Source organism: Stutzerimonas sp. FeSN7, assembly GCF_030263795.1.
Classification (GTDB): Bacteria; Pseudomonadota; Gammaproteobacteria; order Pseudomonadales; family Pseudomonadaceae; genus Stutzerimonas; species Stutzerimonas stutzeri.
On sequence record NZ_JARPMN010000001.1, the window covers coordinates 3,401,734 to 3,426,102 of the forward strand.

At 56.0% G+C, this 24,369-nt stretch carries 30 protein-coding genes; 18 read left to right on the forward strand and 12 right to left on the reverse strand.

Annotated features, from left to right (window positions below):
• Positions 1 to 125: 125 nt before the first annotated feature.
• From xerD to ffh, 6 genes are all read right to left on the reverse strand, one after another.
• Positions 126 to 1,022 (reverse strand): site-specific tyrosine recombinase XerD, encoded by an 897-nt coding sequence (xerD, locus tag P5703_RS16150; protein WP_045633021.1) that lies wholly within the window; start codon positions 1,020 to 1,022, stop codon positions 126 to 128.
• 181 nt (positions 1,023 to 1,203) lie between these two features.
• On the reverse strand, positions 1,204 to 1,554 hold the full coding sequence (gene rplS / locus P5703_RS16155) for a 50S ribosomal protein L19 (RefSeq protein ID WP_011912376.1): 351 nt from the start codon (positions 1,552 to 1,554) through the stop codon (positions 1,204 to 1,206).
• A 44-nt stretch (positions 1,555 to 1,598) separates the two neighbouring features.
• On the reverse strand, positions 1,599 to 2,351 hold the full coding sequence (gene trmD, locus P5703_RS16160; protein WP_011912375.1) for a tRNA (guanosine(37)-N1)-methyltransferase TrmD: 753 nt from the start codon (positions 2,349 to 2,351) through the stop codon (positions 1,599 to 1,601).
• Positions 2,352 to 2,356: 5 nt separating this feature from the next.
• Positions 2,357 to 2,893: a ribosome maturation factor RimM gene (gene rimM / locus P5703_RS16165; RefSeq protein ID WP_125886175.1), complete on the reverse strand. Its 537-nt coding sequence runs from the start codon at positions 2,891 to 2,893 to the stop codon at positions 2,357 to 2,359.
• Positions 2,894 to 2,898: 5 nt separating this feature from the next.
• Positions 2,899 to 3,150, reverse strand: coding sequence for a 30S ribosomal protein S16 (gene rpsP, locus P5703_RS16170; protein WP_011912373.1), 252 nt, complete (start codon positions 3,148 to 3,150; stop codon positions 2,899 to 2,901).
• A 194-nt stretch (positions 3,151 to 3,344) separates the two neighbouring features.
• A complete protein-coding gene (gene ffh, locus P5703_RS16175) occupies positions 3,345 to 4,721 on the reverse strand; it encodes a signal recognition particle protein (protein ID WP_013982050.1) in 1,377 nt (458 codons plus the stop codon).
• 247 nt (positions 4,722 to 4,968) lie between these two features.
• On the opposite strand from ffh, the gene P5703_RS16180 reads away from it, so the two are divergent.
• Both P5703_RS16180 and P5703_RS16185 read left to right on the forward strand, forming a co-directional pair.
• The gene (locus P5703_RS16180) at positions 4,969 to 5,769 is read left to right on the forward strand and encodes a cytochrome C assembly family protein (RefSeq protein WP_013982049.1); all 801 of its coding nucleotides are present in this window, start codon (positions 4,969 to 4,971) and stop codon (positions 5,767 to 5,769) included.
• A gap of 17 nt (positions 5,770 to 5,786) precedes the next feature.
• Positions 5,787 to 7,073: an HlyC/CorC family transporter gene (locus P5703_RS16185; protein ID WP_014596035.1), complete on the forward strand. Its 1,287-nt coding sequence runs from the start codon at positions 5,787 to 5,789 to the stop codon at positions 7,071 to 7,073.
• 28 nt (positions 7,074 to 7,101) lie between these two features.
• Here the strand turns inward: P5703_RS16185 and purT are convergent, their stop codons facing one another.
• From purT to P5703_RS16205, 4 genes are all read right to left on the reverse strand, one after another.
• Complete coding sequence (gene purT, locus P5703_RS16190; RefSeq protein WP_014596034.1) at positions 7,102 to 8,283, reverse strand: formate-dependent phosphoribosylglycinamide formyltransferase; 1,182 nt, start codon at positions 8,281 to 8,283, stop codon at positions 7,102 to 7,104.
• A 48-nt stretch (positions 8,284 to 8,331) separates the two neighbouring features.
• Positions 8,332 to 8,523: a DUF1289 domain-containing protein gene (locus tag P5703_RS16195; RefSeq protein ID WP_014596033.1), complete on the reverse strand. Its 192-nt coding sequence runs from the start codon at positions 8,521 to 8,523 to the stop codon at positions 8,332 to 8,334.
• The gene (locus P5703_RS16200; protein WP_013982047.1) at positions 8,520 to 9,041 is read right to left on the reverse strand and encodes a gamma carbonic anhydrase family protein; all 522 of its coding nucleotides are present in this window, start codon (positions 9,039 to 9,041) and stop codon (positions 8,520 to 8,522) included. The genes P5703_RS16195 and P5703_RS16200 overlap by 4 nt, the downstream gene beginning before the upstream one ends.
• A gap of 61 nt (positions 9,042 to 9,102) precedes the next feature.
• The gene (locus P5703_RS16205; RefSeq protein WP_014596032.1) at positions 9,103 to 9,720 is read right to left on the reverse strand and encodes a CoA pyrophosphatase; all 618 of its coding nucleotides are present in this window, start codon (positions 9,718 to 9,720) and stop codon (positions 9,103 to 9,105) included.
• Positions 9,721 to 9,905: 185 nt separating this feature from the next.
• Between P5703_RS16205 and P5703_RS16210 the strand changes: the two genes are divergently transcribed.
• Both P5703_RS16210 and P5703_RS16215 read left to right on the forward strand, forming a co-directional pair.
• The gene (locus P5703_RS16210; RefSeq protein ID WP_019407295.1) at positions 9,906 to 10,472 is read left to right on the forward strand and encodes an NUDIX hydrolase; all 567 of its coding nucleotides are present in this window, start codon (positions 9,906 to 9,908) and stop codon (positions 10,470 to 10,472) included.
• A 47-nt stretch (positions 10,473 to 10,519) separates the two neighbouring features.
• A complete protein-coding gene (locus P5703_RS16215; protein ID WP_014596030.1) occupies positions 10,520 to 11,023 on the forward strand; it encodes a L,D-transpeptidase family protein in 504 nt (167 codons plus the stop codon).
• A 40-nt stretch (positions 11,024 to 11,063) separates the two neighbouring features.
• Here P5703_RS16215 and P5703_RS16220 read toward each other — a convergent pair whose 3' ends face one another.
• Positions 11,064 to 11,381 (reverse strand): YqfO family protein, encoded by a 318-nt coding sequence (locus P5703_RS16220; protein ID WP_013982042.1) that lies wholly within the window; start codon positions 11,379 to 11,381, stop codon positions 11,064 to 11,066.
• A gap of 110 nt (positions 11,382 to 11,491) precedes the next feature.
• Here P5703_RS16220 and P5703_RS16225 point away from each other — a divergent pair, with 110 nt between their 5' ends.
• The 14 genes from P5703_RS16225 (at position 11,492) to P5703_RS16290 (ending at position 23,564) form a co-directional block, all read left to right on the forward strand.
• A complete protein-coding gene (locus P5703_RS16225) occupies positions 11,492 to 13,012 on the forward strand; it encodes a tyrosine-type recombinase/integrase (RefSeq protein ID WP_285588131.1) in 1,521 nt (506 codons plus the stop codon).
• A 172-nt stretch (positions 13,013 to 13,184) separates the two neighbouring features.
• A complete protein-coding gene (locus tag P5703_RS16230) occupies positions 13,185 to 13,640 on the forward strand; it encodes a hypothetical protein (protein WP_285588135.1) in 456 nt (151 codons plus the stop codon).
• 926 nt (positions 13,641 to 14,566) lie between these two features.
• Entirely contained in the window at positions 14,567 to 14,791 is a 225-nt protein-coding gene (locus P5703_RS16235; RefSeq protein ID WP_285588141.1) for a hypothetical protein, read from the forward strand.
• Positions 14,792 to 14,892: 101 nt separating this feature from the next.
• Positions 14,893 to 15,873 carry an IS5-like element IS1384 family transposase gene (locus tag P5703_RS16240; protein WP_010466230.1) on the forward strand — a complete coding sequence of 327 codons (981 nt, stop codon included), beginning with the start codon at positions 14,893 to 14,895 and terminating at the stop codon, positions 15,871 to 15,873.
• Positions 15,874 to 16,275: 402 nt separating this feature from the next.
• Positions 16,276 to 16,473 (forward strand): hypothetical protein, encoded by a 198-nt coding sequence (locus P5703_RS16245; protein ID WP_285588144.1) that lies wholly within the window; start codon positions 16,276 to 16,278, stop codon positions 16,471 to 16,473.
• Positions 16,474 to 17,047: 574 nt separating this feature from the next.
• Positions 17,048 to 17,923, forward strand: coding sequence for a DUF6945 domain-containing protein (locus P5703_RS16250; protein ID WP_285588147.1), 876 nt, complete (start codon positions 17,048 to 17,050; stop codon positions 17,921 to 17,923).
• A gap of 182 nt (positions 17,924 to 18,105) precedes the next feature.
• Positions 18,106 to 18,582 carry a hypothetical protein gene (locus P5703_RS16255; protein WP_285588150.1) on the forward strand — a complete coding sequence of 159 codons (477 nt, stop codon included), beginning with the start codon at positions 18,106 to 18,108 and terminating at the stop codon, positions 18,580 to 18,582.
• Between the two features lies 1 nt (position 18,583).
• Positions 18,584 to 18,886, forward strand: a complete 303-nt coding sequence (locus P5703_RS16260; RefSeq protein ID WP_285588153.1) for a hypothetical protein — start codon at positions 18,584 to 18,586, stop codon at positions 18,884 to 18,886.
• Between the two features lie 54 nt (positions 18,887 to 18,940).
• A complete protein-coding gene (locus P5703_RS16265) occupies positions 18,941 to 19,666 on the forward strand; it encodes a hypothetical protein (protein WP_285588155.1) in 726 nt (241 codons plus the stop codon).
• Positions 19,667 to 19,705: 39 nt separating this feature from the next.
• Positions 19,706 to 20,686: an IS5-like element IS1384 family transposase gene (locus P5703_RS16270; protein ID WP_010466230.1), complete on the forward strand. Its 981-nt coding sequence runs from the start codon at positions 19,706 to 19,708 to the stop codon at positions 20,684 to 20,686.
• A 96-nt stretch (positions 20,687 to 20,782) separates the two neighbouring features.
• Complete coding sequence (locus P5703_RS16275) at positions 20,783 to 21,064, forward strand: hypothetical protein (protein ID WP_285588157.1); 282 nt, start codon at positions 20,783 to 20,785, stop codon at positions 21,062 to 21,064.
• Positions 21,065 to 21,411: 347 nt separating this feature from the next.
• Positions 21,412 to 22,383 carry a hypothetical protein gene (locus P5703_RS16280; RefSeq protein ID WP_285588159.1) on the forward strand — a complete coding sequence of 324 codons (972 nt, stop codon included), beginning with the start codon at positions 21,412 to 21,414 and terminating at the stop codon, positions 22,381 to 22,383.
• 229 nt (positions 22,384 to 22,612) lie between these two features.
• Positions 22,613 to 22,867, forward strand: a complete 255-nt coding sequence (locus tag P5703_RS16285; protein ID WP_079327407.1) for a hypothetical protein — start codon at positions 22,613 to 22,615, stop codon at positions 22,865 to 22,867.
• Positions 22,868 to 23,021: 154 nt separating this feature from the next.
• The gene (locus tag P5703_RS16290; protein ID WP_285588163.1) at positions 23,022 to 23,564 is read left to right on the forward strand and encodes a recombinase family protein; all 543 of its coding nucleotides are present in this window, start codon (positions 23,022 to 23,024) and stop codon (positions 23,562 to 23,564) included.
• A 366-nt stretch (positions 23,565 to 23,930) separates the two neighbouring features.
• Here P5703_RS16290 and P5703_RS16295 read toward each other — a convergent pair whose 3' ends face one another.
• Entirely contained in the window at positions 23,931 to 24,245 is a 315-nt protein-coding gene (locus tag P5703_RS16295; protein WP_003285945.1) for a hypothetical protein, read from the reverse strand.
• Positions 24,246 to 24,369: the final 124 nt, after the last annotated feature.

The following is a 24,369-nucleotide window of genomic DNA, read 5'->3' on the forward strand; positions in this document are numbered from 1 at the left end:
AGGAAAGGCGCAAAGCCTACCATAGCCAAGTGCTGCAAACTGCCACAGACCTCTCCACTACGTTGTGCAGCCGATCGTTCGATGCGACTGCTCCGGCGGCATCATGAGCAGCCAATCACCGCTGGCTAGCCTCGTGGATGGTGCGTCGCATGCAGTTCCTGCAGCCGCGCGCGTGCGATGTGCGTGTAGATCTGTGTCGTCGACAGGTCGCTGTGGCCAAGCAGCATTTGCACGGTACGCAAGTCCGCCCCATGGTTTAGCAGGTGCGTTGCGAATGCGTGGCGCAGGGTGTGGGGCGAAATGCCGGTCGCGATACCTGCGACCCGGGCGTGCAGCTTGATACGGTGCCAGAAGGTCTGGCGGGTCATCTGCTCGCCGCGCTGGCTCGGAAAAAGCACGTCACTGGGCCGACCTGCCAGCAGTTGATCTCGAGCATCCCGCTGGTAACGCTGCAGCCAGTGCAGCGCTTCTTCGCCGAGCGGAACCAGACGCTCCTTGTTGCCCTTGCCGAAGGTTCGCAACACGCCCTGGCGCATGCTCACCTGCTCCAGGGTCAGACTGATCAGCTCGGTGACCCGCAAGCCGCAGGCATAGAGCACCTCGAGCATTGCCCGATCCCGCAACCCAAGCGGATCACCCGTATCGGGCGCCGCCAGCAAGGCCTCCACGTCCGCTTCGGACAATGCCTTGGGTAGCGGCCGCCCCAGACGGGGCAAGTCGACACGCAATGTCGGATCGAGCGAAATCTCACCCTCACGCAGCAGGTAGCGGTAGAAGCCGCGCAGCCCGGAAAGAAAGCGCGCCGTGGAACGCGCCTTGTAGCCATTGTTCAGGCGCCAGGCGAGGTGATCGAGAATGACCTCCCGCCCCGCCGCCGCCAACCGAACGCCGCGCTCCTGCAACCAACCGTTGAATGAGGCGAGGTCGTTGCGATAGGCCTCCCGACTGTTATCGGCCAGGCCCTTTTCCAGCCAGAGGGCATCGAGGTAACGGTCTATTACGGGGTCGTCGAGCGTGGGCATGGCGGTACGAATCGGATCGGGCCCGACAGTGTTCCACAGCCGGCCGAGGCGGGCCAGGGCCTCGGCAAGCGCAACCCGGCCTGCGTCGACCGCCTGTAGTCACCGCAGCGCGATGCTTCGAGGCTGCAGAAACGAAAAAAGCAGCCCGAGGGCTGCTTTTTCGATTCGCGGAAAGGAGGTCTTAGACCAGCTTTTCCTTGATGCGGGCGGCCTTGCCGGACAGCGCGCGGAGGTAGTACAGCTTGGCTTTGCGCACGTCACCGCGACGCTTGACGCTGATGCTGTCGACCATCGGGCTGTAGCTCTGGAAGGTACGCTCGACGCCAACGCCGTTGGAGATCTTGCGAACGGTGAAAGCGCTGTTCAGGCCGCGGTTACGCTTGCCGATTACCACGCCCTCGAAGGCCTGCAGACGCTGACGGTCGCCTTCCTTCACCTTCACCTGAACGATGACGGTATCGCCCGGCGCGAACGGCGGGATTTCTTTGGTCATCTGCTCGGCTTCGAGCTGCTGAATGATCTTGTTGGTCATGCTGTGTGCTCCTAAGGTCAACCCGCCGGGTTGCCATCGATACGTTAACTATCGTTCCGCTGACGGATGTATTCCGCCAGCAGCTTTTGTTCTTCTCCAGAAAGCGAGCGGCTATCCAGAAGATCAGCGCGTCGCTCCCAGGTCCGCCCAAGGGACTGCTGCAAGCGCCAACGCCGGATGTGTTCATGATTGCCGCTGAGCAGCACCTCAGGAACACATTTACCCTCATACACCTCAGGACGCGTGTAATGCGGGCAGTCGAGCAGGCCGTCGGTAAACGAATCCTCCTCGGCGGAACCAGCATGCCCCAGGGCGCCCGGAAGCAACCTGGTCACGGCATCGATCAGCACCATTGCCGGCAGCTCGCCGCCGGACAGCACGTAGTCACCGATCGACCATTCCTCATCCACGTGCGCTTCGATGAAGCGCTCGTCGATACCTTCGTAACGACCGGCAATGAGGATCAACGCCTCCTCATTCGCCAGTTCGCGAACGTCGGCCTGTTTCAGCTGACGCCCTTGCGGCGACAGGTAGATAACCTTCGCCTTCCCGCCCGCGGCACGCTTGGCATCAGCCAGCGCCAGCTCGAGCGGCTTGATCTTCATCACCATGCCGGGGCCACCGCCGAACGGGCGGTCATCCACCGTCTGATGACGGTCCTCGGTGTAGCTCCTGGGATTCCAGCAATTCAACTGGAGCAACCCCTGCTTCACCGCACGACTGGTAATCCCATATTCGCTGATGGCTGCGAACATATCCGGGAACAGACTGATGACCTCGACGCGCAAGCCGGCCATGCCGTTCAGAAATCCGCGTCCCAGTCGACCTGCATCTCGCCCGACTCCAGGTCCACTTTCAAGACACAGTGATCCGTATAGGGCAGCAGTCGCTCGCGATCATCCAGACTTCCGGCGCAAGGCTTTACGACCAGAACATCATTGGCTCCGGTCTCGAGCAGGTGATCGACCTGACCGAGCAACTGCCCGGTCTGATTGAGCACCTTCAACCCCTGAAGCTGGTACCAGTAGTATTCGCCGTCATCCAGCGCGGGCAGTTCGCTGCGTGGAACGCAGATCTCGAAGTCGGCGTACGTACGCGCCACCTCGCGATCGGTCAGTCCTTTCAGCGAAGCCACCAGGATCTTGCCCTGGAGGCGCCCTTTGACCAACTCGACCTGCTTGACCTCATCACCTCGCCTCAGCGTCCAGCGACGATAGTCCAGCAGGTTGTCGATTGGATCGGTGAAGGAATAGACCTTCACGTCACCGCGCACGCCATGCACCGAAACGATCTTGCCGATGACGACCAGCTCATCGCTCGGGGCGGACATTGCGCTCATAGGGTTCAGGCAGCGGCCTTGGCAGCTTCCTTCAGCAACTGAGCAACGCGCTCAGACGGCTGTGCGCCCTGGCTCAGCCAGTAAGCAGCGCGCTCCTGATTCACAGAGAGCTTCACTTCCGCACCAGTGGCGATCGGATTGAAGAAACCGATGCGCTCGACGAAGCGACCATCACGCGGATTGCGGCTGTTGGTCACGGTCAGGTGGTAGAAAGGGCGCTTCTTGGAGCCGCCACGGGCGAGACGAATAGTTACCATGTGAACATCGTTCCTGTAGTCGGTGCTAACTTAAGGCACACACTTAAAATGGGCCTAGGCCCGAAAGGCCGCACATTTTAAGGAATGCCGGGGATTTTGCAAACTCTTTTGCTAGAGGCGCGCAGCCGTCCAGCGCGCCGGACACAGGCGCGCGCCCGTCCTGGCGCCAAACCTGTGCAATCGCAGCCGCGGGACTAGAACTTGGGCATCCCGCCACCCGGGAACATGCCGCCCATACCGCGCATCATCTTGGCCATGCCACCCTTGCCGGTGACCTTCTTCATCATCTTCTGCATCTGCTTGTGCTGCTTGATCAACCGTCCGATATCCTGCACCTGGGTGCCTGAGCCCATGGCGATACGCCGCTTGCGCGAGCCGCTGATGATATCGGGGTTGCGTCGCTCGGCTGGCGTCATCGAATTGATGATCGCCTCCATCTGCTTGAACTGCTTTTCCGCCGCGCCTTGCGCGTGCCCCATCTGCGACAGGTTGACGCCACCGATGGAGGGCAGCTTGTCCATCAGGCCGCCAAGACCGCCCATATTCTTCATCTGCTGCAGCTGATCGCGGAAGTCTTCGAGATCGAAGCCCTTGCCCTTCTTCAGCTTCTTGGTGAGCTTCTCGGCCTTTTCACGGTCGAGGGTCTGTTCGGCCTGCTCGATAAGGCTGAGCACATCGCCCATGCCAAGGATACGGGAGGCGATTCGGTCCGGATGGAAGGGCTCCAGCGCATCGCTCTTCTCACCCATGCCGAGGAACTTGATCGGCTTGCCGGTGACATGCCGCACCGAAAGCGCCGCACCACCCCGGGCGTCGCCATCGACCTTGGTCAGCACCACGCCGGTCAGAGGCAGTGCATCGCCGAACGCCCGGGCGGTGTTCGCCGCATCCTGACCGGTCATGGCGTCGACCACGAACAGCGTTTCCGCCGGCTTGATCGCCGCGTGAACAGCCTGAATCTCGGCCATCATCTCGGCGTCGATGGCCAGCCGACCAGCGGTATCGACCAGTACCACGTCAATGAACTTGAGCTTGGCTTCGCGGATCGCGGCCTGAGCGATATCCACCGGTTTCTGGCTGGTGTCGGAGGGGAAGAAGGTCACGCCGACTTCGCCGGCCAGCGTCTCGAGCTGCTTGATCGCCGCTGGACGATAGACGTCGGCAGACACCACCAGCACCGTTTTCTTCTTTCGCTCCTTGAGGAAGCGCGCCAGCTTGCCCACGGTCGTGGTCTTACCCGCACCCTGCAGGCCCGCCATCAGCACCACGGCCGGAGGCGTGACATTGAGCGCCAGATCCTCGTTGGCGGCGCCCATCAGCTCTTCCAGCTCGGCGCGAACGATCTTCACGAACGCCTGGCCCGGGGTCAGACTCTTCGACACCTCGGTACCAACCGCGCGCTCCTTGACCCGATTGACGAAATCCTTCACCACCGGCAGCGCGACGTCGGCCTCGAGCAGCGCCATCCGCACTTCACGAAGGGTGTCCTTGATATTGTCCTCGGTCAGCTTGGCCTTGCCGGTGACATGACGAAGCGTTTGAGAGAGACGATCGGTTAGGTTTTCGAACATGAGCCATTCCACGCTGGATGTGCTGAGGGGCGCGATTATAGAAGGTGCGGACGCGCCGCCGGTACCCCGCACACGTCGCTTTTCTCAGCAGACGCGATCCATGCCGCCGATCCGCCCTGCTAAAGGTGCGGCGACAGCGGCCCCACACGAAGCAGTTCCCACCACGAGCCGCGTAACCTTGCCGCAGCTTTTGTGCCTCGGGCGTTTGTGCCACACTCACGACCTTTCGAGCCCGTTAGCGGAACCTATGCACCCTCTGTTACCCAGCCTTGCCGCCGCCATTCTCTACGCCGGCGTCACGGGTTACCAAAGCTTGCGACTGGCACAACGCACCGTGCCGGACAAACGCCTGCTGCTGGCCGTGGGCCTGCTCGCATTGCTTGCCCACGGGGTCAGCCTCTTCATTCAGCTGCTGTCGCCCAGCGGCCTGCACCTGGACTTCTTCAACGCATCGAGCCTGATCGCCGCCGCCGTCATCCTGCTGATACTGCTGGCGCTGTACCGCATGCCCGTGGAAAACCTGCTGCTGCTTCTGTTTCCCCTAGGCTGCCTGACGGTGCTCTTCGCAGAATTCGCCCCATCCGGCACCGCACCGGCTATCACCGAGGAGCCGGGCATCCTCGCGCATATCCTGCTGTCGATCCTGGCCTACGGCATGCTAACCATTGCGGTGTTCCAGGCGCTGCTGCTGTTGCTGCAGGACCACCACCTCAAGCACAAGCACCCTTCGGGGCTGATCCGCAACTTCCCGCCGTTGCAGACCATGGAAAGCCTGCTGTTCGGCTTCCTCTGGGCAGGCTGGGCACTGCTCTCCGCATCGCTGCTGTCGGGCTGGCTGTTCCTCGATGACCTTTTCGCCCAGCATCTGGTCCACAAGACACTGCTCTCGGTGGTCGCCTGGGTCGTATTCGGCTTGCTGCTGTGGGGCCGGCACCAACTCGGCTGGCGCGGTTACAAGGCCATCCGCTGGACGCTGGCTGGTTTCTGCCTGCTGATGCTGGCGTACTTCGGCAGCAAGCTGGTCCGCGAATTCATCCTGCATATCTGAAGCGAACAGGCTAACTCGTGGAAAATCTACACCCCGGCTTTCTCGTCGGCCTGCTGGTCTTTCTGCTGCTGTGCTCGGCGTTCTTTTCCAGCTCCGAGACCGGCATGCTCAGCCTCAATCGCTACCGCCTCAGACATCAGGCCAAGGAGGGCCATCGTGGCGCCCGCCGTGCCAGCGAACTGCTAGCGCACCCCGACCGCCTGCTGGGCACCATTCTGGTCGGCAACAACTTCGTCAACATCCTTGCTTCATCCATTGCCACAGTGCTGGCGATGCAGCTGTGGGGCGAAGCAGGCATCGCCATCGCAACCATCGGCCTGACGATCATCCTGCTGATATTCGGCGAGATCACACCCAAGACGCTGGCGGCGCTGCGCCCGGAGATCATCGCCTACCCGGTCAGTCTGCCACTGAAGATGCTGCAGAAGGTGCTCTACCCCCTGGTCGCCATGCTCAGCTGGGTGAGCAACGGCCTGCTCGGGTTGCTCGGCGTCGACCTGTCCAACAAGGGCAATGACAGCCTGTCCACCGAGGAACTGCGCAGCGTGGTGCGCGAATCGGGCAGCGACCTGCCCCTCAATCGCCAGAGTATGCTGCTGGGCATTCTCGACTTGGAACGAGTGACGGTCGACGACATCATGATTCCGCGCAACGAGGTCGCCGGTATCGACCTCGATGACGATCTGGAAGCGATCATCAGCCAGTTGCGCACCACTCCCCACACGCGTCTGCCGGTGTTCCGCAACGACATCAACCAGATCGAGGGCATCGTCCACATGCGACAGATCGCCCGCCTGCTCAGCCACGACCAGCTGACCAAGGAAAGCCTGCTTGCCGCCTGTACCGAGCCCTACTTCGTGCCGGAAAACACGCCGCTTTCCACCCAGCTGCTGAACTTCCAGAAACAGAAGCGCAGGATCGGCATCGTCGTGGACGAGTACGGCGACGTTCGCGGCGTCGTCACGCTCGAGGACATTCTCGAAGAGATCGTCGGCGAATTCAGCAATCAGGATACCCTGCGCAGCCCCGACATCCACCCGCAGGAAGACGGCACGCTGGTCATCGATGGCGCGGCCTATATCCGCGAGGTGAACCGTGCGCTGGACTGGCACCTCCCCTGCGACGGGCCCAAGACGCTCAACGGGCTGATCACCGAGGCCCTGGAGCATATCCCCGATAGCGGCATCTGCCTGCAGATCGGCAACTATCGCCTGGAGATCCTCCAGGCGGCCGACAATCGGGTAAAAAGCGTGCGTGCCTGGACCGTGAGCGCGACCCCGTCGGCTGAGCAGCAAGTTGGCTAGAGCCGGCACTAAGCCGGCTCCGCTGCACTCAGAGCTCGATCTTCACCGCTGCCGCGGCACGTAGCGCCTTCTGCCGCGCAGCATCAATGGAAGTGTCTCGTGCCAGCGCCACGCCCATGCGCCGCTGACCGCTGACGCCAGGCTTTCCGAACAGACGCAGCGCGGTATCGGGCTCGGCCAGCACTTCCGCGAGGTTGCCAAAGCTCACCTGAGCCGACTCCCCCTCCACCAGCACCACGGCCGACGCCGCAGGCCCCAGCTGGCGAATGACCGGAATCGGCAGGCCAAGGATGGCCCGCGCATGCAAGGCGAATTCCGACAGTTCCTGCGAGACCAGCGTGACCAGACCGGTGTCGTGCGGCCGCGGCGATATCTCGCAGAACCATACCTGCTCGCCCTTGACGAACAGTTCGACCCCGAAGATGCCACGCCCGCCCAGCGCATCGGTGACCGCCAGCGCGATGCGCTTCGCCTCGGCCAGCGCCGCCGGTGCCATAGGCTGCGGCTGCCAGGATTCCTGATAGTCGCCTTTCTCCTGGCGATGCCCTACCGGCTCGCAGAAGCTGGTTCCGCCAGCATGACGCACCGTCAACAGAGTGATCTCGTAATCGAAATCGATGAAGCCTTCGACGATGACCCGCCCGCGACCGGCGCGGCCACCGGCCTGCGCATATTCCCAGGCCGCATCGATGTCCGCGTCGCTACGCAGCACCGACTGCCCCTTGCCAGAGGAACTCATTACCGGCTTGACCAGGCACGGGAAGCCCAGCGCCATGGCGGCGGCGCGGCACTCGTCCAGCGAGTCGGCAAAGCGATAGGGTGAGGTCGGCAACCCCAGCTCCTCAGCTGCCAGGCGGCGGATGCCTTCGCGATTCATGGTCAGTTGGGCAGCCCTGGCGGTCGGGATCACCGTATAGCCTTCACGCTCCAGCTCGACGAGGGTCGCAGTGGCGATCGCCTCGATCTCCGGCACGATGTAGTGCGGGCGCTCCTGCTCGATGACGGCACGCAGCGCGGCGCCGTCGAGCATGTCGAGCACATGGCTGCGGTGCGCCACCTGCATGGCTGGCGCATTGGCATAACGGTCCACGGCAATCACTTCGACGCCGAGGCGCTGCAGCTCGATGACCAGTTCCTTGCCCAACTCGCCGCAGCCGCAGAGCAGGATACGGGTCGCACTGGGCGACAGCGGAGTGCCTATTCTTGGCATGGGATTCCTCGTTACGGTTGAAAACACGAACCGGGTACAGGCAACGTCTTACATCAGCTGGCCGCCGAGACGGGCCCTTTCGCCGCAACGCTGCAGTACCAGGCGACGCTCCTCGTTGTCCATCTGGCCCCAGCGGCGGATCTCGTCAGCACTGCGCTGGCAGCCGACGCACAGGTCGTCTTCGTCCAGCGCGCATAGGCTGACACAGGGGGAAGCGACAGGTTTTTCCGCGACACTCACTCGTCTGGCTCCAGATCACGCGCGTAGCGCTGGGCGTTGTGCACGTAGTGAGCGGCGCTGGCCTCGAGCATTTTCTTCTGTTCCTCGCTCAACTCGCGGACCACCTTGCCGGGCGAGCCCACCACCAGCGAGCCATCGGGAATTTCCTTGCCTTCGGCAATCAGCGTATTGGCGCCGATGATGCAGTGCTTGCCGATCTTCGCCCCGTTGAGCACCACCGCATTGATGCCGATCAGGCTGTAGTCACCCACCGTGCAGCCATGCAGCATGGCGTTGTGACCCACCGTCACGCCAGTTCCCAGCGTCAGCGGATGGCCCATGTCGGTGTGCATCACGCTACCGTCCTGCACATTGCTGTTCTCGCCGATGTGAATCAGCTCGTTGTCGCCGCGCAGCACCGCACCGAACCACACACTGGCACCAGCATCGAGACGAATCTTGCCGACCAGCGTGGCATTTGGCGCCACCCAGCTTTGCGGATGTGCATCGACTCGCGACTCTCCCAGACGGTATTTCACGCAGACACCTCTTGTTGTCGGATGATGAACGCCGGGACGCCGACGGCGTCACCGGCGTGGCTCAGGGTTTGCCGCGCCCGGACAGGTCGACGAACGCAGCGGGTGCACGGCGCATTTCGATGCCGGCGTCGTACACCACGTTGACCAGCTCGACGATCATGATCGCCGTCAGCCCCCATATCTGGTATTCGCCATAACGGTAAGACGGGATGTACCAGCTCTGGCCCTGGTAGTCGATGCGATGGGTGACCTCACGCGGGTCCTGGCAGAAGAACTCCAGCGGCACCGAGAACACCGAGGCGATCTCGGCGTCATTGGCGCGGTACTCCACGTAGTCGGGAACCAGCCCGACATAGGGCGTGACGTGGATGCCATGCACCGATACCAGACTGCTGAGCGGGCCGACAACCTCTACCATGCCAGGCGCCAGTCCGACCTCCTCCTCGGCCTCGCGCAGCGCAGTCTGCAGCAGATCGCGGTCTTCCGGATCGCGGCGACCGCCAGGGAATGCGACCTCCCCGCCATGGGTGGACAGGCCGGCCGCTCGGAGTGTGAGTACCAGTTCCGGCGACTCGCTGCGAGTGATCGGCATCAACACGGCCGCCTCGGGCAGGCGGTCCTCCGGCGCCAGGAGATGCGGGCAATGGCCGCGCACCCGTCGGAGTATTGTGTCCAGCATGAATTTTCTCGTTTCGTCTTTGACCGGCATCATGGCATGAAAGGCGCAGTCGCCCAAGACCTCGGAAAAGCCATGAGAAGCGGACGAACACCGACATGCGCGGTCGGTCTCACTGAGGTCCGCGGCTTCCTTGCCGAATCATCGCGAACGGACCAAGATTTGCCGGAATCGACAGGAATTCGTCCATGAAGTACTGCAACCAGTGTGGCAACCCGGTACTGATCCGCATCCCGGACGGGGACAACCGCCCGCGCTTCGTCTGCGGCAGTTGCCACACTGTGCACTATGAAAACCCGCGAATAGTCGCCGGGTGCGTGCCAATCTGGGGCGACCAGGTGCTGCTCTGCCGACGGGCCATCGAGCCACGTCGTGGTTACTGGACCTTGCCGGCAGGCTTCATGGAGAACGGCGAAACCCTGCAGCAGGCAGCGGAACGCGAGACGCTCGAAGAAGCCTGCGCCCGTGTCACGGACCTGCAGCTCTACACCTTGTTCGATCTGCCACACATCAATCAGGTGTACATGTTCTTTCGCGCTCAGCTGGTGGATCTGGAGTTCTGTGCCGGTGACGAGAGCCTGGAGGTGAAGCTCTTCGAACAACAGGACATCCCTTGGTCCGAGCTGGCTTTTCCGACCATCGGCCGTACCCTAGAATGCTTCTTCGCCGACCGGGTGCAGCAGACCTTCCCGGTGCGCACCGAGGCCGTGACGAGCTATCGGAACCGCCAGCCACAAAACGCTCGGGCAGACTGAGTCGGCGAACGGGTCACAGGTCTGATGAAGTTCGACAGGAAAGCCCCATGCGTTGGCTGCTCGCTCTGCTCTGCCTCACCTTTACCGCCTTCTCCCACGCCAATGCGACACCCAGCCTGGGCGGCTCGCCCATCGACAAGGTGCTGGTCATCAAATCCGAGCGCAAGCTCCATCTGGTCAGCGCCGGGCAGACGCTCAAGAGCTATCGCATCTCCCTCGGAAAACAGCCGAACGGTGCCAAGCAGCGCGAAGGCGACATGCGCACGCCGGAAGGCTTCTACTGGATCGACTGGCGCAAGACCAGCGACAAGTACAACCTCTCGATGCACATTTCCTATCCCAACGCGCGCGACCTGGCGCGCGCGCAACAGGAAGGCGTGGCCCCGGGAAGCATGATCATGCTGCACGGCACGCCAGTGGATGAAGAGTATCCCGAATGGTTCTTCCATACCCTCGACTGGACGGAGGGCTGCATCGCGCTCACCAACAGCGACATGCGGGAAATCTGGGGATTGGTGAAGGACGGAACCCTGATCGAGATACGCCCCTAAGCCGGGAAGCGCCTGCCGGCCATGCCAGCAGGCCATCGAATCAGAACTGCATGTCCGATAGACGCCAGACGTCGAAGGCCGGCGTTTCGTAGGGGTGGGCCTTTTTCATCGCCTTGACGCTGTCGTGAATCAGCTCGTCGGCAACCACCATCTCCACTTTCCACTCCGGCACGTGTTGCACCTGCCCGGTTTGCCCGAGAAAGGGCTGACTGCCTTCCAGCGGACGATACTGTCCCTGCCCCAGCACCTGCCAGCAGCAGCTGTCGTAGGCACCGATCCGGCCAGCGCCAATCGCAAACACTGCTTTCTTGACCGCTTCCAGATGGCTGTCCGGAACATAGAAACACAGCTTGTACAAAGAATCACCTCCAACCCAGCAAACATGCGGCCTACAAGGGGTCAACGCTGCGTTTGGGTAGAAATATTGGTTAGAATGGCTGCATAGAAACGCTATCAAGTGATGCCAGCATGCCATCAATCAAAAATCACATTCTGCTACGTGGTTCGACGTATCACGTTCGCCTTGATATCCCTGAGAAGCTACAGAAGATTTATAGCAGGCGCGTTCTTAGCAAGAGCCTGAAGACTGGTGACGCTCTACTGGCTCGTGAGCTTGCAGCTCGACAGGTAGCAGAATGGAAAGCCGATTTCCGACAGCTACGCGACCAACAAATTCGCCGTGGCGATCAGTGGAAAGAATCTATTGCTCGGTCTGGTGAGTTTTACGAGAAGAGTCGTAAGCGGCAGATCATGCACGCCGTTGATGGCCATCCCACTTCTATAGCTCGCACACCCGAAGAGGTTGATTCGATCCTGTCAGCCCTCAAGTTCCTCTTTGACGAGGTGGATGCCGACCGCAGAGCCGCAGGCGTTCCCCAAGCTGATATCGACCGAGCTAACGAGCTTGTCCGTCAAAAGTTTCTCAGTACAGGCACAGACCTCATTCCCCTTGTTCAGGAGGCCAACACCCTCTCCCGTCAAAGTGAGGTGCTGTTTGCACAGCAAGAGCATTTGCTTACGCCTGAAGAATTGGAAGAGGCCAGATTGCTTATTGCCAAGCCAGAAGCCTACCGTGCCCGCTCTCCGCTCACCCCATCGCTACAACGTCGGTTTGCCGAACACTTCGCCACACAATCAGCCAACGAACGCACACGCTCTGTAGCGCTCAGCAAGATCAAATCATTCTCCGACTGGCTGACTACTGAAAAGCTTCCGCTCTCATTTGATGCCGTTGCTCAGTACCTGGACACACTCGGTGCAAACAGGCAGACACGCCAAGGTCACCTGTGGGCGCTACGCAAGATTCACAAATGGGCTTGCCGCTACGATCCGACATACCGCGAGCAATTTGCCGCCTCCCCTTCACCCTTCGAAGGACACGAGCACCCGCGAGTTGGTAAAGCTGCTGGGGGTAGCTGGGCAGCATTCACAAAGCAGGAAGCAGAACGTCTATATAAAGCTGCAAAGGCAAAGGATGACACCGACCTCGCAGACCTCTGCGCATTCGCATGCTGGACGGGATGCAGGATCGAGGAGCTTGGACGCCTTAGCACCAGCTCAACCATATTCAATGACGGCACCCCCGTCGCATTCCGTGTGGAAGATGCTAAGACCAAGGCCGGGGTTCGTGAGATTCCGATTGCCTCCGCATTGCTTCCCTTATACCGGCAGCGGCTGGAGCTTGCCCAGTCACAGAATGGCTATCTGTTCTCGGGCAATGACAAAACGAAGTCAGGCATCCGGCTCAACGCCTTGAGTCAGAGGTTCACCAAGCTCAAGCGTTCAGAGGGCTTCGGGGATCAACACGTATTCCATAGCTTCAGAAAGCTAACTGCCACTGAGCTTGAACAGGCAGGAGCGCCAGCACTGGTAATTCCGAGCATTCTTGGCCATACCCGAGGGCACATCAGCTTTGACACCTATAGCCAAGGCGCATCAATGCAGCAGAAACGACAAGCCATCGAACTACTGTCTTTCGACTTCCCGTGACTCTATCAAAGCACCGCACTACTAATGCACACTTTCTGAAAATCGGAGTACACTCTTTTTCCGTGTCACCCCTTGCTGCGCCTATTGCGTAGCCAGATGACACACAGCCCCCACCATCACATATCGAGGGTAGGTTTAGGAAAAGACTTTGATTCACAGGAGGATGTACTAGGTGTCAGAAGCTTCAGAGGACAAGACCAAGAGAAAATATCTCTCGATGCTCCGTGCCCACCCTTGGCACCATCAGCATTCTGTTTTCTACACGTCCGAACCAGACTCCATTGCCCTGCTCGATGACATGATTGCGTTTAAGCAGCTCCTACGCCGTCGCCATCCCGAACACCCGTTCCTGATACGAATCCAGCTCCTGAACAGGGAGAAGAAGCCACAAGCCTTCCTGTCGATCTTGGCTCCTGCACGCATTGAAGACATTCAGGACATTGCAGACAAAACATTCTCTGCTGATGTGGTGGTGCTGGGACGTGTCTGCACAGAACAGCGATTAGAGCGGATGGCATCTGTTATCAAAGCTCAGAAACCACATAACCTCGAACGCTTCTTTAACAAGCATCAGGTTAGAAGGTGGTCACTGTTGAACAAGCATTTGGTAATGAATAACGATATTTAACCTGTAACCGTGATGTTCTGTGCCTCCTGCACTACCAGATACGAAATAGTTAACAAAATAGTTGCTTTTTATTGCTTTACCTACTTGACAGAATCGCGTAGTGAATGTTAAACTTACCACATAGCTCAAGAATTGTTTTATACACTAAGTCCGCAATAAGACATACCAGCAAATGTATGTGTTATTTACGCCAAAGTATTAAAATCACACTTTAGAGCTATATCCAAAATCGGACTTTGAGTGTATAATATATTGCAAGCACAGAAGGAATAAATATTAAACATTTTTCTTCTCTTTTGTGACTTTCCTTAGCACTTCCCTCGTCTAAGTTTTATAATCCGAAAGAATATACCCCACTTTTGTGGGTTTTTGCTTTCTACAGTTTTGTGTTTCCGCCTCACTGGACTCTGACATATGGTCTGGTGAGGAATTAAAAGAAGCTTTCCCGGCTTCTCTACTTTAGCTTTCTGGTTTGAGGGAGCTTGGTAGTTGTTCTATGTGTGGTGCATTTCCTCTTCTTGCTGCGCTACACATCTTATAGGCATACAGCTCTTTTTCCTTGGGTTGTATGCCTCTTTTTAAACCCTAAAGATTTTATCTTTGAATTTTTCACCAATTTAATGGAGGTATGCCCTTGGCTATCGTTCAACGAAACTGTGTCTGGTGTGGCAAGACAATGCCCACATCACGACAAACAAAGAAATATTGCAGCCAACGCTGTGCCAATCAATTCAACTACGCTCTGAAGACAGAATGGAGCTGGCTAACAGTTGACGAATTCCACGAAGTGATACAAGGCTGGCTTTCTAATGGATGTCATCCTAACCCTCACCATCCAGTCAACATATTGGACAAAGCACTTGCTGAAGCCTATAGGAACATAACCACAGCCATCGAAGCGGCTATTGAACAAGGAGGGACATTGAATGCGTAGCTGTATTATGTGCGGAACACCCATCGAGGGGCGCAGTGACAAGGTGGTGTGTGGCAATGCCTGTCGAATTAGACGATTCCGCTTGCGAGCCTTGGCTAAAGATCGGTTTGCTGATGTGCTCTATAGCTTGCAGAACAAAGACAATATTGCCCAGCTAATTAAAGATTTGGAAAAGCTGGTCGAAGATATTAACAGCCCCCTATCGCCTACCACGTAAACACAGATAGAAATACAGCATTTACTACTGTTTTTAGGGAAACTCTGAAAAAGACTTTCTGATTTGGCAAAATACCGCGACCCCACCCACCGAGTTTCCCGATGAAGCAGATGACCTTCGCCGACGCCGAGTACGCTGGCAAGCGCAAGCAAACCCGCAAGGAGTTGTTCCTGATCGAGATGGATCGGGTGGTGCCGTGGAAGGGCTTGATTGCTTTGATCGAGCCACATTATCCGAAGGGTGAAGGTGGCCGTCCGGCCTACCCGTTGATGGCGATGCTGCGTGTGCATCTGCTGCAGAACTGGTTCGGCTACAGCGATCCAGCGATGGAGGAAGCGCTGTACGAAACCACGATCCTGCGCCAGTTTGCCGGGCTGAACCTGGAGCGCATCCCCGACGAAACCACCATTCTCAACTTCCGCCGCTTGCTGGAGAAACACGAGCTGGCGGCCGGCATCCTCGCTGTCATCAATGGCTATCTGGGCGACCGCGGCCTGTCGCTGCGCCAGGGCACCATCGTCGATGCAACGCTGATCAATGCGCCCAGTTCGACCAAGAACAAGGACGGCAAGCGCGACCCGGAAATGCACCAGACCAAGAAGGGAAACCAGTATTATTTCGGCATGAAGGCCCACATCGGCGCCGATGACGAATCGGGTCTGGTGCACAGCGTAGTGGGCACGGCGGCCAATGTGGCGGATGTCACCCAGGTGGACAAATTGCTGCATGGCGACGAAAACGTGGTCTGCGCCGATGCAGGCTACACCGGTGTCGAAAAGCGGCCCGAGCATGAAGGACGTGAAGTTATCTGGCAGGTGGCGGCACGCCGCAGCACCTACAAAAAACTCGATAAGCGCAGCGTGCTGTACAAAGCCAAGCGCAAGATTGAAAAGGCCAAGGCTCAGGTGCGCGCCAAGGTCGAGCATCCGTTCCGGGTAATCAAGCGCCAGTTCGGTTACACCAAGGTGCGCTTTCGCGGCTTGGCCAAAAACACGGCGCAACTGGTGACACTGTTCGCTCTGTCGAACCTGTGGATGGCGCGCCGACATTTACTGACGAATGCAGGAGAGGTGCGCCTGTAATGCGGGAAATGGCCACCGGAGTGGGGTCCGGGTGGCGAAAACGTAAGAAATACTCGTCGAATTGATTGTTTTTTGGTCATTTGGCGAGTTTAAAAGTTGCGCCAGGTGGTATGCCGGGGAAATACATGGCTACTTCAGACCATCCTTAGTGCTGTAAATCAACGATCCCGGCAACACCATCCCAACGCTAATTCATATCAAACATCGTTTGACGGGATTCTATTGCCTATAGAAAGGAGAAATGACAATTGCGACAAACAATGTATCTGGGCAACCAGTGCTACCAGAAGCAAACGTTCCTGCTGCAAGTTGAGCTGCTGGCAAAGCTTGAGACACAAGCAAAGCAACACAACCAAACGGTATCCGCATATCTGAACACAATCTTGAACAAGGAGTTTAACAATGCTGTATGACAAAGAACGGGATAAACGAATCAAGGTAATCGTGCCGCTGGAATGGTTTGAGAAGGCGAAAGAGCTGGAGCTTGATATTAGCCTACAAGCTTTAGCACATAAGCTTCTCAAACAGCACCTACTTCATTTGGAACTGAAACAAGAGCTTGCACGGGTGAATGCACTCGGCGGAGGTGGTGATAAATAAAGCCAAGGGTCACTGTGCTCCCTACCAAGGGTCTCTGTGCTCCTTGGCCAAGGGTCTTGATGCTCCTATAGTAATACTGATTACAGTAAAACAGATTTAGAAATAAAGAATAAAAGCATAGAAGCTAAATTTCTTTCTTCTCTGTTTGATGTATCTGCTTAGCTCAGGTCTTCGACCGTTCGCACACAGACACATTAGAAAACCCAGCACCAATCTTGTTCGTCTACGACTCACGCTTGGCACTGTAACAAGCAAAAGCAAAGCTTGGTTCTGTGTTGACTGTATTTGATTTGTTGGTGCATGAGCCTTCGGCTCTTATACATTTGTGTTGGTGCAAAGATCGCAAGATCATAGAAATATAAATAGCCAAGGGTCTCTGTGCCCCCTGGCTCTATTCAAGTAATGAGGGTGCATATGAAAATCAGAATCACACTGTGCGACAAAGCAAGTGATGAGCTGTTGCAGCTTATGGAACACCTTGGGCACTCCAGCCCAAGCCATACGTGCAATCAAGCTGTCACCGCTCTATTTAAACAAATCCTACAACGTCCATCCCATGAGGAGAATATTACCAATGGCCACTCAACTCTTTGCTAAATCCGAACAACAGCTTGATATCTACCTGCCAGCTTACAAGAACATCCTTTCTGCTAAAGGCTTCGTAGGTGTTGAGGTAGAAAAAGACACTGGCGAAATTAAACAGGTTGTAAAACCGTTCAGTGCCGAACAAAAGCTTGTATGGTTGTATGTTCTTGACCGCTACAAGTTCTTCACCGATGACAAGCGCGCCTACTTCGACAACCAGATTGATATTGGCAACGCTTGCGGCGTCTCCGAATCAACAGTCAAACGATTCTTCCGAGCACTACGCGAGGCCGGCTACCTGACTGCACACGAGACTCGTATCGGTGGCCACAAGTCGAACAGCTATGTGATTCACCGTGACTTGGTGTTGGTGCAGGAAGACGCGGCGAAAGCCCCTGTACAGGCCAAGGAGCAGCCCACACAAGCCCCCCAGGAGCTTGCAGCCCCGACAATAGATGACTTCGTGCCTGCTAGTGCTGAGTGGGCCTCTGAAGCTGTGCCAATGGACGCATACGACGACTTTATGCCCGAGCCTGAAGACGATGATGGCTCTTGTGCTGATGCCCTTAGCTACAGCGAGCTGGAAACGATAGAACAGCCTGTATCTGTATCTGTGCCAGCGGCTAAGCAATTATCCGCATCAGGAATCGACGGTATCGACCTGAGCACTCTGCCTGATATTTGCTACGAGCGGAACGGCAGTATTAATGACCGCATGTGGGATTGGCTGGAGACTCGCGGCTTCTATGTTGAAGACCCAAGCAATTGTATCGTGCACTTGAATGGCACTCGTTATGCCTTCATAGGCCGACAGTTTGAAGTGTGCACCAAACAAGTAGAGGAAGAGGAATTTAGCCCGTTCTAAATAGCTATTCACTACGGAAAAACGCTTCTGTTTTAAACGATCTGCTACAAACCCTCCCCACACTGGGGCAGAACAAGCAACAAACAACCCTTAAAACATCAACGAATTTGACTCATTCAGGGTCAATGCCGCAGGCAGCTATTGCCTGCAATTTATATAAACCATAAAAGAGGAAACACAATATGACTACTAAACAACACGTCCAACAGCCAATGATCCTTTCTGCCGAAGTATTGGCAGAACGTCAGGCTAAAGCAATTGAGCGTTACAAAGGCTCTCACGCAGCTTGCCAGCACATAGATGAACCTATTCTTCTCCTTTATACAAAGAAGGTGGTGGAGCTTGTAGCAGCAGGCTACAGCCTAAATGAAAAGCTTCCGTGCCGTTCGGGGAATCATTCCTACTCGGCCTACTTCAACAAACCGGAACAGCTTCAGGAAGAAGAAATTGAAGCTCTCAAGCTTGAAGTAGAAGAAAAATACAAATCCGAGATTGAAGCATTCAACGCTGAGCAAGAATCCATCCTTGCAGAGCAATTGTATCAGGCTCAAGTGGCAAAGGAACGCAAGGCCGCTGAAGAGAAAGAGCGTAAAGCTCGGGAAGAAGCAAAAGAAGAAGCCCGTAAATATTTTATGACCATCACCAAGGAGGGCAAATAAGATGCCTCTTAACATCAAAGCATTTGAACGCGCTATGAAACGAGCAGCAGAAGAAAAGAAACAAGCCGCTCTTACCGCTCCTGCTCCTGCTCCTGTCACTGCTAAAGCTCCTGTAGTGGCTCCAAAGAAAGTAGAAGAGAAAAAAGAGCCTGAGCTTAAATCTAATCTCACTCAAGAAGAGGTGCAGTATTACGTGAATATGATTCACGAAGCGAACGCTCGTTCTCCAAGTCATCCCAACAACCCCACCAACCGAATCATCCGTGAACGTTTGGAAGCAATGGGGCTACAGCCCAACGACTAACAAGGACAGGGGGCATTGCGCCCCCTTCCCAAACACAAACAAAGGATAAAATAAATGACTCGTCCCGTTTCATCGTTCTATGCCCAGATCGGCATACAAACACGTCTACAAGATTTACAGAGGGTAGATAAATATCTGAAGGTCCTTGAAGGCAAGGTAAAGAAGACAACAGCAGCTCTTCAGAAGGACTTTAGTAAAACTCTTGTCCTCCCAACACTGAAGATCAAGAAAGTTCAGATTGACAACACCCTGAACGCTCAGCGCTCCATTCAAACTGATTTGAACAGGATTGGTCGCCTTACAGAATTGCGTATTGGCAGTGTGAAGCTTGATGAAGCTCGCATCACGCGACAGGTGCAAAATGTTTTCACTCGCGCAGCATCGGCAGCTCGATTAAATGTCCGCACTATACAAGGTAGTTCGGGAGGCGCGAACGCTAACTACCCAATGCACCTTCCATATATTCCCCGTATTCCTTCAATGCCACATATGCCGAACACACAAAGTCTTGGGCCATATGCCGGGGCCGCAGGCTTTGGAGGCACCCTCGGAGCAAGTCTCCCAATGATGGGCGGTCCCGCTGGTCTTGCTGTAGCTGGTGTGACAGCAGGTGGTTATATGGCTTATCGGCAAGTGGATAAGCTCAACCAATCCCAAACACAACGAGAGTCCCAGAGGATAGCCATGGACGTAGCGTCAGGCTCCCAAGATCGAGCCGGACGGGACGCAATGAATGCTCGTTTTCTTGAGCTTAGGGAAACTCTGAAAAAGACTTTCTGATTTGGCAAAATACCGCGACCCCACCCACCGAGTTTCCCGATGAAGCAGATGACCTTCGCCGACGCCGAGTACGCTGGCAAGCGCAAGCAAACCCGCAAGGAGTTGTTCCTGATCGAGATGGATCGGGTGGTGCCGTGGAAGGGCTTGATTGCTTTGATCGAGCCACATTATCCGAAGGGTGAAGGTGGCCGTCCGGCCTACCCGTTGATGGCGATGCTGCGTGTGCATCTGCTGCAGAACTGGTTCGGCTACAGCGATCCAGCGATGGAGGAAGCGCTGTACGAAACCACGATCCTGCGCCAGTTTGCCGGGCTGAACCTGGAGCGCATCCCCGACGAAACCACCATTCTCAACTTCCGCCGCTTGCTGGAGAAACACGAGCTGGCGGCCGGCATCCTCGCTGTCATCAATGGCTATCTGGGCGACCGCGGCCTGTCGCTGCGCCAGGGCACCATCGTCGATGCAACGCTGATCAATGCGCCCAGTTCGACCAAGAACAAGGACGGCAAGCGCGACCCGGAAATGCACCAGACCAAGAAGGGAAACCAGTATTATTTCGGCATGAAGGCCCACATCGGCGCCGATGACGAATCGGGTCTGGTGCACAGCGTAGTGGGCACGGCGGCCAATGTGGCGGATGTCACCCAGGTGGACAAATTGCTGCATGGCGACGAAAACGTGGTCTGCGCCGATGCAGGCTACACCGGTGTCGAAAAGCGGCCCGAGCATGAAGGACGTGAAGTTATCTGGCAGGTGGCGGCACGCCGCAGCACCTACAAAAAACTCGATAAGCGCAGCGTGCTGTACAAAGCCAAGCGCAAGATTGAAAAGGCCAAGGCTCAGGTGCGCGCCAAGGTCGAGCATCCGTTCCGGGTAATCAAGCGCCAGTTCGGTTACACCAAGGTGCGCTTTCGCGGCTTGGCCAAAAACACGGCGCAACTGGTGACACTGTTCGCTCTGTCGAACCTGTGGATGGCGCGCCGACATTTACTGACGAATGCAGGAGAGGTGCGCCTGTAATGCGGGAAATGGCCACCGGAGTGGGGTCCGGGTGGCGAAAACGTAAGAAATACTCGTCGAATTGATTGTTTTTTGGTCATTTGGCGAGTTTAAAAGTTGCGCCAGGTGGTATGCCGGGGAAATACATGGCTACTTCAGACCATCCTTAGCAATCGCCTCGGTCTGAACGCTGAAAAGAACGTTGACGCATACGCCCAAGCAATGAAGCAGCTACAAGGGGCCGGGCTATCAGCAGCAGAAGCATTCAAGCTATTTGAGAACGTCAGTATTGCCACAAAGGGTAGCGGCCTGACGGACGACCAGAACAGCCGCCAGTTATACGCCATTACCCAGACATTCGGTAAACAGGCGCTTATGAGTGAAGAGCTTAACGGTTAGGCTCGCTGTGCCGAAATGCGCAGAAAAATAAACTCCTTTAATTGCTGGAAACCCCTAACGTAAAGACGAGGGCAATCAGCAGCGAAGCCTTCTAATCAGAAGGAACGTTCAACGACCAGCCGCAAGGCGTAGGGCTAAGCAGCCCGAAACGGGGAGCACCTTACCGGACAATGCCGAAGGTGAAGATATGGTCTCAACTCATGTCAGAGCATGAGCAGCTTGAATAAAGCGGGAGAGGATTAGCGACCCTCTTTGAAGGCTACGGTAACCAACAACTTGGAGATGCAAACGCCGGGATCAAGCGATTCGTTCAGGAGGTATGGCAGGACCGCACAGGCAAGAGTGGCATGGAAGCTTTCTTGAAGGATATGGCAGCTCGCAAGGTTACGCCGGATATGCTTGCAGAAGCTTATGCACGCCAAGCCGCATATGTGGCCCCTCGTGTCGAAGAATTTGCCGCAAGCGCTGAATCCAGTAAAAACCGGCTTGCTAATGCAAGATTCACCGAAGAGCTACAGCGAACTGTTGACGGGGAGATGGTCCCGAGCATCAAGCGATTCACAGCAGCACAGCAAGAATTGCACACCGCCACCATTCCCCTCAGAGATGCAATGTACAGCCTTGGAGCTGGTGCCCTGTCAGCTACAGCCAGCCTAGTATCGTGGAGTGCTAAGGCTCTTGAGAACAGCCCAGCAATGGCCAAACAAGCTAGCTACGAACAACGTAGTGAAGCCCTGATGGCTCCAAGCATGGGACGTGGCCTCTTGAGTGTTCCGAACATTACAAAGCTACAAGAGAAGCCACGTCAGCCCATCACACCGATGCTCTACAAGCGTCCAGATTGGCAGAAGGAGTCAGACCGCTACATGCCTAAGCTTTCTGCTGATTGGGGCACCCCTGCCGCCAAGCTTGAGCAGAGGTTAGCTAAACAAGACCCTCTGAAGGTGCTGGCATTGCAGGATGTTAGTCGTTGGAACAAGCCACCGGCTTTGTCTATGCCATCAACGGCAAGTATCACAAAGCTACAAGAGAAACCCCGCCAGCCCATCACTCCAATGCTTTACCCGAAGCCAGAATGGCAGATGCAGGCAGCTCAGTACGCCAACCCCGAAAGCATCCTTGAACAGCTATCCAGCACAACGAACAACATCAGCATGCAGGCAAGCATGACCATCAGCCCCGGTGGAATTGTCGTAAACACACAAGCAAAGGATGCCGAGCAGCTTGCTCAGGAGCTTGAACCACACATCCGGCAGCAGTTTGATAATTCTCTACAAGGTCTGCTGACAGAAACGGACATTGCATTCGGCTCTAAATAGGTAGCACGCCACATACAGTGCTATAAACCCCAGTAAACATACAAAGCTGTATTTAAAAGGCAGGGATAAACATTCTCTGCCTTCCCCGGCTATTCCCATAGCTCCGCTGTAGTCCTGATGTTACTTAATAACATTTAGTTTTGTGTTAAGCATATTTCATCGCTTAAACGCGATGTTCTGCTAAACATTTTCAATTCAAGAATATATATCCCCAATAAAGGAGCATAAATTGATTACTTTTTCTAATAGCCTTCAAATCCTTAACATTTTTGCCCTGTCCACCGTCTTGCTGGTGATCTGGTCTTTGCCATCGGCTGCTGACCTACAGGCCACCAATAGCCGCGTATCCCAAATCGAGGACAGAGTGACCAACCACCTCAGTTACAACGAAGGGCGAACGAATGCCCTGGACGCACGAGTGACGGAGCGTCTGAACAAGATTGATCGCCGTGTGCAGATGCTGGAAGTGAAGGCAGGACGCTAGGAAATCGTTGTGTTCAACAGGCTATAGGCTGCTGAGTACAATTCCCTGAATACGCTTCGCTTGGCTATTCGTGTTCAACAGAGTTGTGTTCATTGCTTTTTTACCCTAAACTGCAAACATCTAAGACGTAGATGAACACAGCAAGGGGGCAATCATGGCAACGGTCGGTTATATCCGAGTCAGCACGGTAGATCAGAACACAGACCGTCAGCTTGACGGCTACACTCTGGACAAGGTGTTCGAAGACAAGTGCTCAGGTAAGGACACCAAGCGCCCTGCGCTGCAACAGCTAATCGAGTATGTGCGGGAAGGTGACACTGTAGTCGTCCACGATATCAGCCGTATGGCCCGTAACCTTGAAGACCTTCTGTCCTTGGTGAAGATGTTCAATGCCAAGGGGGTAGCCGTCCGGTTCCATAAGGAAAACTTGTCCTTTACAGGCGAAGACAGCCCCATGCAGGAGCTTATGCTCTCGATGCTTGGTGCCGTGTATCAGTTCGAACGCTCGATGATCCTTGAGCGTCAGCGTGAAGGAATTCAGCAGGCTAAAGCAGCAGGCAAGTACAAGGGCGGCAAGCCTCGGGTAGATGCAGAAGCGATCAAGGCCGCTCTAGAATCTGGTATGTCCATTCGCAAGGTGGCGGAGTCACTGAACGTCGGTATCAGTACAGTGCAGCGGGTCAAAGCTGCCTCTTAACCTTCTGTTTCCCCCTCTCAAGCCCTGCTTTATGGTGTGATTCGTTCACACTCATCTAGTGGGGCTTCCTGCTATCCCTCAAATCCCTTCAGGAATGCCCCTTAGAGCGTCGCTGAGCACGCTAGAACGCACGTTCTCTCCGTTTCCTTTGCGTGGTATGTCTTCACACAAAAGCTCAATAGCGCTCACTGTAGCCCTACGCTCGATATTTTAAATTCGTGTAACTGGTCAAAAAGTGATCAGCGGGCGCGAGTTAAGCCGGTCATATCCCGAGCGGGGAACTTCAGCGAATGTTTCGGGCTGTGATATTTGCTAGGGGAGAATCCCCCACACCTGTGCGAAGCATGGGGGCTTTTTGGCGGGGGGTTATCTAAAGAATGCCTTGAAGGTGTAGAACGCTTTACCGCTTGGGGAAAGGAAGCTGACCATAAAATCTTGGTCCTCTTGGAACACCTCAACCCTCATGCCAGAGCTAATGCGGCACTTCCCGCTATCGAGCATCCGGTCTGCACCTCGCTCGTCTCCGTCTTGAGCATAGCCCCCGAACTTTTCAAGGTTGCCTTGGCTTGTGCAGTACACAGCGCCAGATGGTAGCGTTCGTGAGTAGCTAACGTCTTGCCACGCAAACGCGCTTGGGATCGTTCCGAGCAACAACGCAGTTACAGATATATTCTTGATCATTCCAAATTTCCTTTGTGTGATGGTTAGGATGAGTGGCAGTCCCGGCAACAGTGGTAACAGCCGTTAGCGTCTTTAAAGCCAAGCACGATTGCCAGAGCTACGGCCTCCTTACAGCTAGGGTGGG

Excerpts from the sequence above, each read along its gene's own strand:
- P5703_RS16290 (WP_285588163.1), top strand. The coding sequence starts at position 23,022 with ATGGCAACGGTCGGTTATATCCGAGTCAGCACGGTAGATCAGAACACA.
- P5703_RS16250 (WP_285588147.1), top strand. The coding sequence starts at position 17,048 with ATGGCCACTCAACTCTTTGCTAAATCCGAACAACAGCTTGATATCTAC.
- P5703_RS16215 (WP_014596030.1), top strand. The coding sequence starts at position 10,520 with ATGCGTTGGCTGCTCGCTCTGCTCTGCCTCACCTTTACCGCCTTCTCC.
- ffh (WP_013982050.1), bottom strand. The coding sequence starts at position 4,721 with ATGTTCGAAAACCTAACCGATCGTCTCTCTCAAACGCTTCGTCATGTC.
- P5703_RS16280 (WP_285588159.1), top strand. The coding sequence starts at position 21,412 with ATGGAAGCTTTCTTGAAGGATATGGCAGCTCGCAAGGTTACGCCGGAT.
- trmD (WP_011912375.1), bottom strand. The coding sequence starts at position 2,351 with ATGGCCGGCTTGCGCGTCGAGGTCATCAGTCTGTTCCCGGATATGTTC.
- P5703_RS16210 (WP_019407295.1), top strand. The coding sequence starts at position 9,906 with ATGAAGTACTGCAACCAGTGTGGCAACCCGGTACTGATCCGCATCCCG.
- P5703_RS16265 (WP_285588155.1), top strand. The coding sequence starts at position 18,941 with ATGACTCGTCCCGTTTCATCGTTCTATGCCCAGATCGGCATACAAACA.
- P5703_RS16260 (WP_285588153.1), top strand. The coding sequence starts at position 18,584 with ATGCCTCTTAACATCAAAGCATTTGAACGCGCTATGAAACGAGCAGCA.
- rplS (WP_011912376.1), bottom strand. The coding sequence starts at position 1,554 with ATGACCAACAAGATCATTCAGCAGCTCGAAGCCGAGCAGATGACCAAA.
- P5703_RS16255 (WP_285588150.1), top strand. The coding sequence starts at position 18,106 with ATGACTACTAAACAACACGTCCAACAGCCAATGATCCTTTCTGCCGAA.
- rpsP (WP_011912373.1), bottom strand. The coding sequence starts at position 3,150 with ATGGTAACTATTCGTCTCGCCCGTGGCGGCTCCAAGAAGCGCCCTTTC.
- P5703_RS16295 (WP_003285945.1), bottom strand. The coding sequence starts at position 24,245 with ATGATCAAGAATATATCTGTAACTGCGTTGTTGCTCGGAACGATCCCA.
- P5703_RS16240 (WP_010466230.1), top strand. The coding sequence starts at position 14,893 with ATGAAGCAGATGACCTTCGCCGACGCCGAGTACGCTGGCAAGCGCAAG.
- P5703_RS16245 (WP_285588144.1), top strand. The coding sequence starts at position 16,276 with ATGCTGTATGACAAAGAACGGGATAAACGAATCAAGGTAATCGTGCCG.
- P5703_RS16270 (WP_010466230.1), top strand. The coding sequence starts at position 19,706 with ATGAAGCAGATGACCTTCGCCGACGCCGAGTACGCTGGCAAGCGCAAG.
- purT (WP_014596034.1), bottom strand. The coding sequence starts at position 8,283 with ATGCCAAGAATAGGCACTCCGCTGTCGCCCAGTGCGACCCGTATCCTG.
- P5703_RS16225 (WP_285588131.1), top strand. The coding sequence starts at position 11,492 with ATGCCATCAATCAAAAATCACATTCTGCTACGTGGTTCGACGTATCAC.
- P5703_RS16205 (WP_014596032.1), bottom strand. The coding sequence starts at position 9,720 with ATGCTGGACACAATACTCCGACGGGTGCGCGGCCATTGCCCGCATCTC.
- rimM (WP_125886175.1), bottom strand. The coding sequence starts at position 2,893 with ATGAGCGCAATGTCCGCCCCGAGCGATGAGCTGGTCGTCATCGGCAAG.
- P5703_RS16180 (WP_013982049.1), top strand. The coding sequence starts at position 4,969 with ATGCACCCTCTGTTACCCAGCCTTGCCGCCGCCATTCTCTACGCCGGC.
- P5703_RS16235 (WP_285588141.1), top strand. The coding sequence starts at position 14,567 with ATGCGTAGCTGTATTATGTGCGGAACACCCATCGAGGGGCGCAGTGAC.
- xerD (WP_045633021.1), bottom strand. The coding sequence starts at position 1,022 with ATGCCCACGCTCGACGACCCCGTAATAGACCGTTACCTCGATGCCCTC.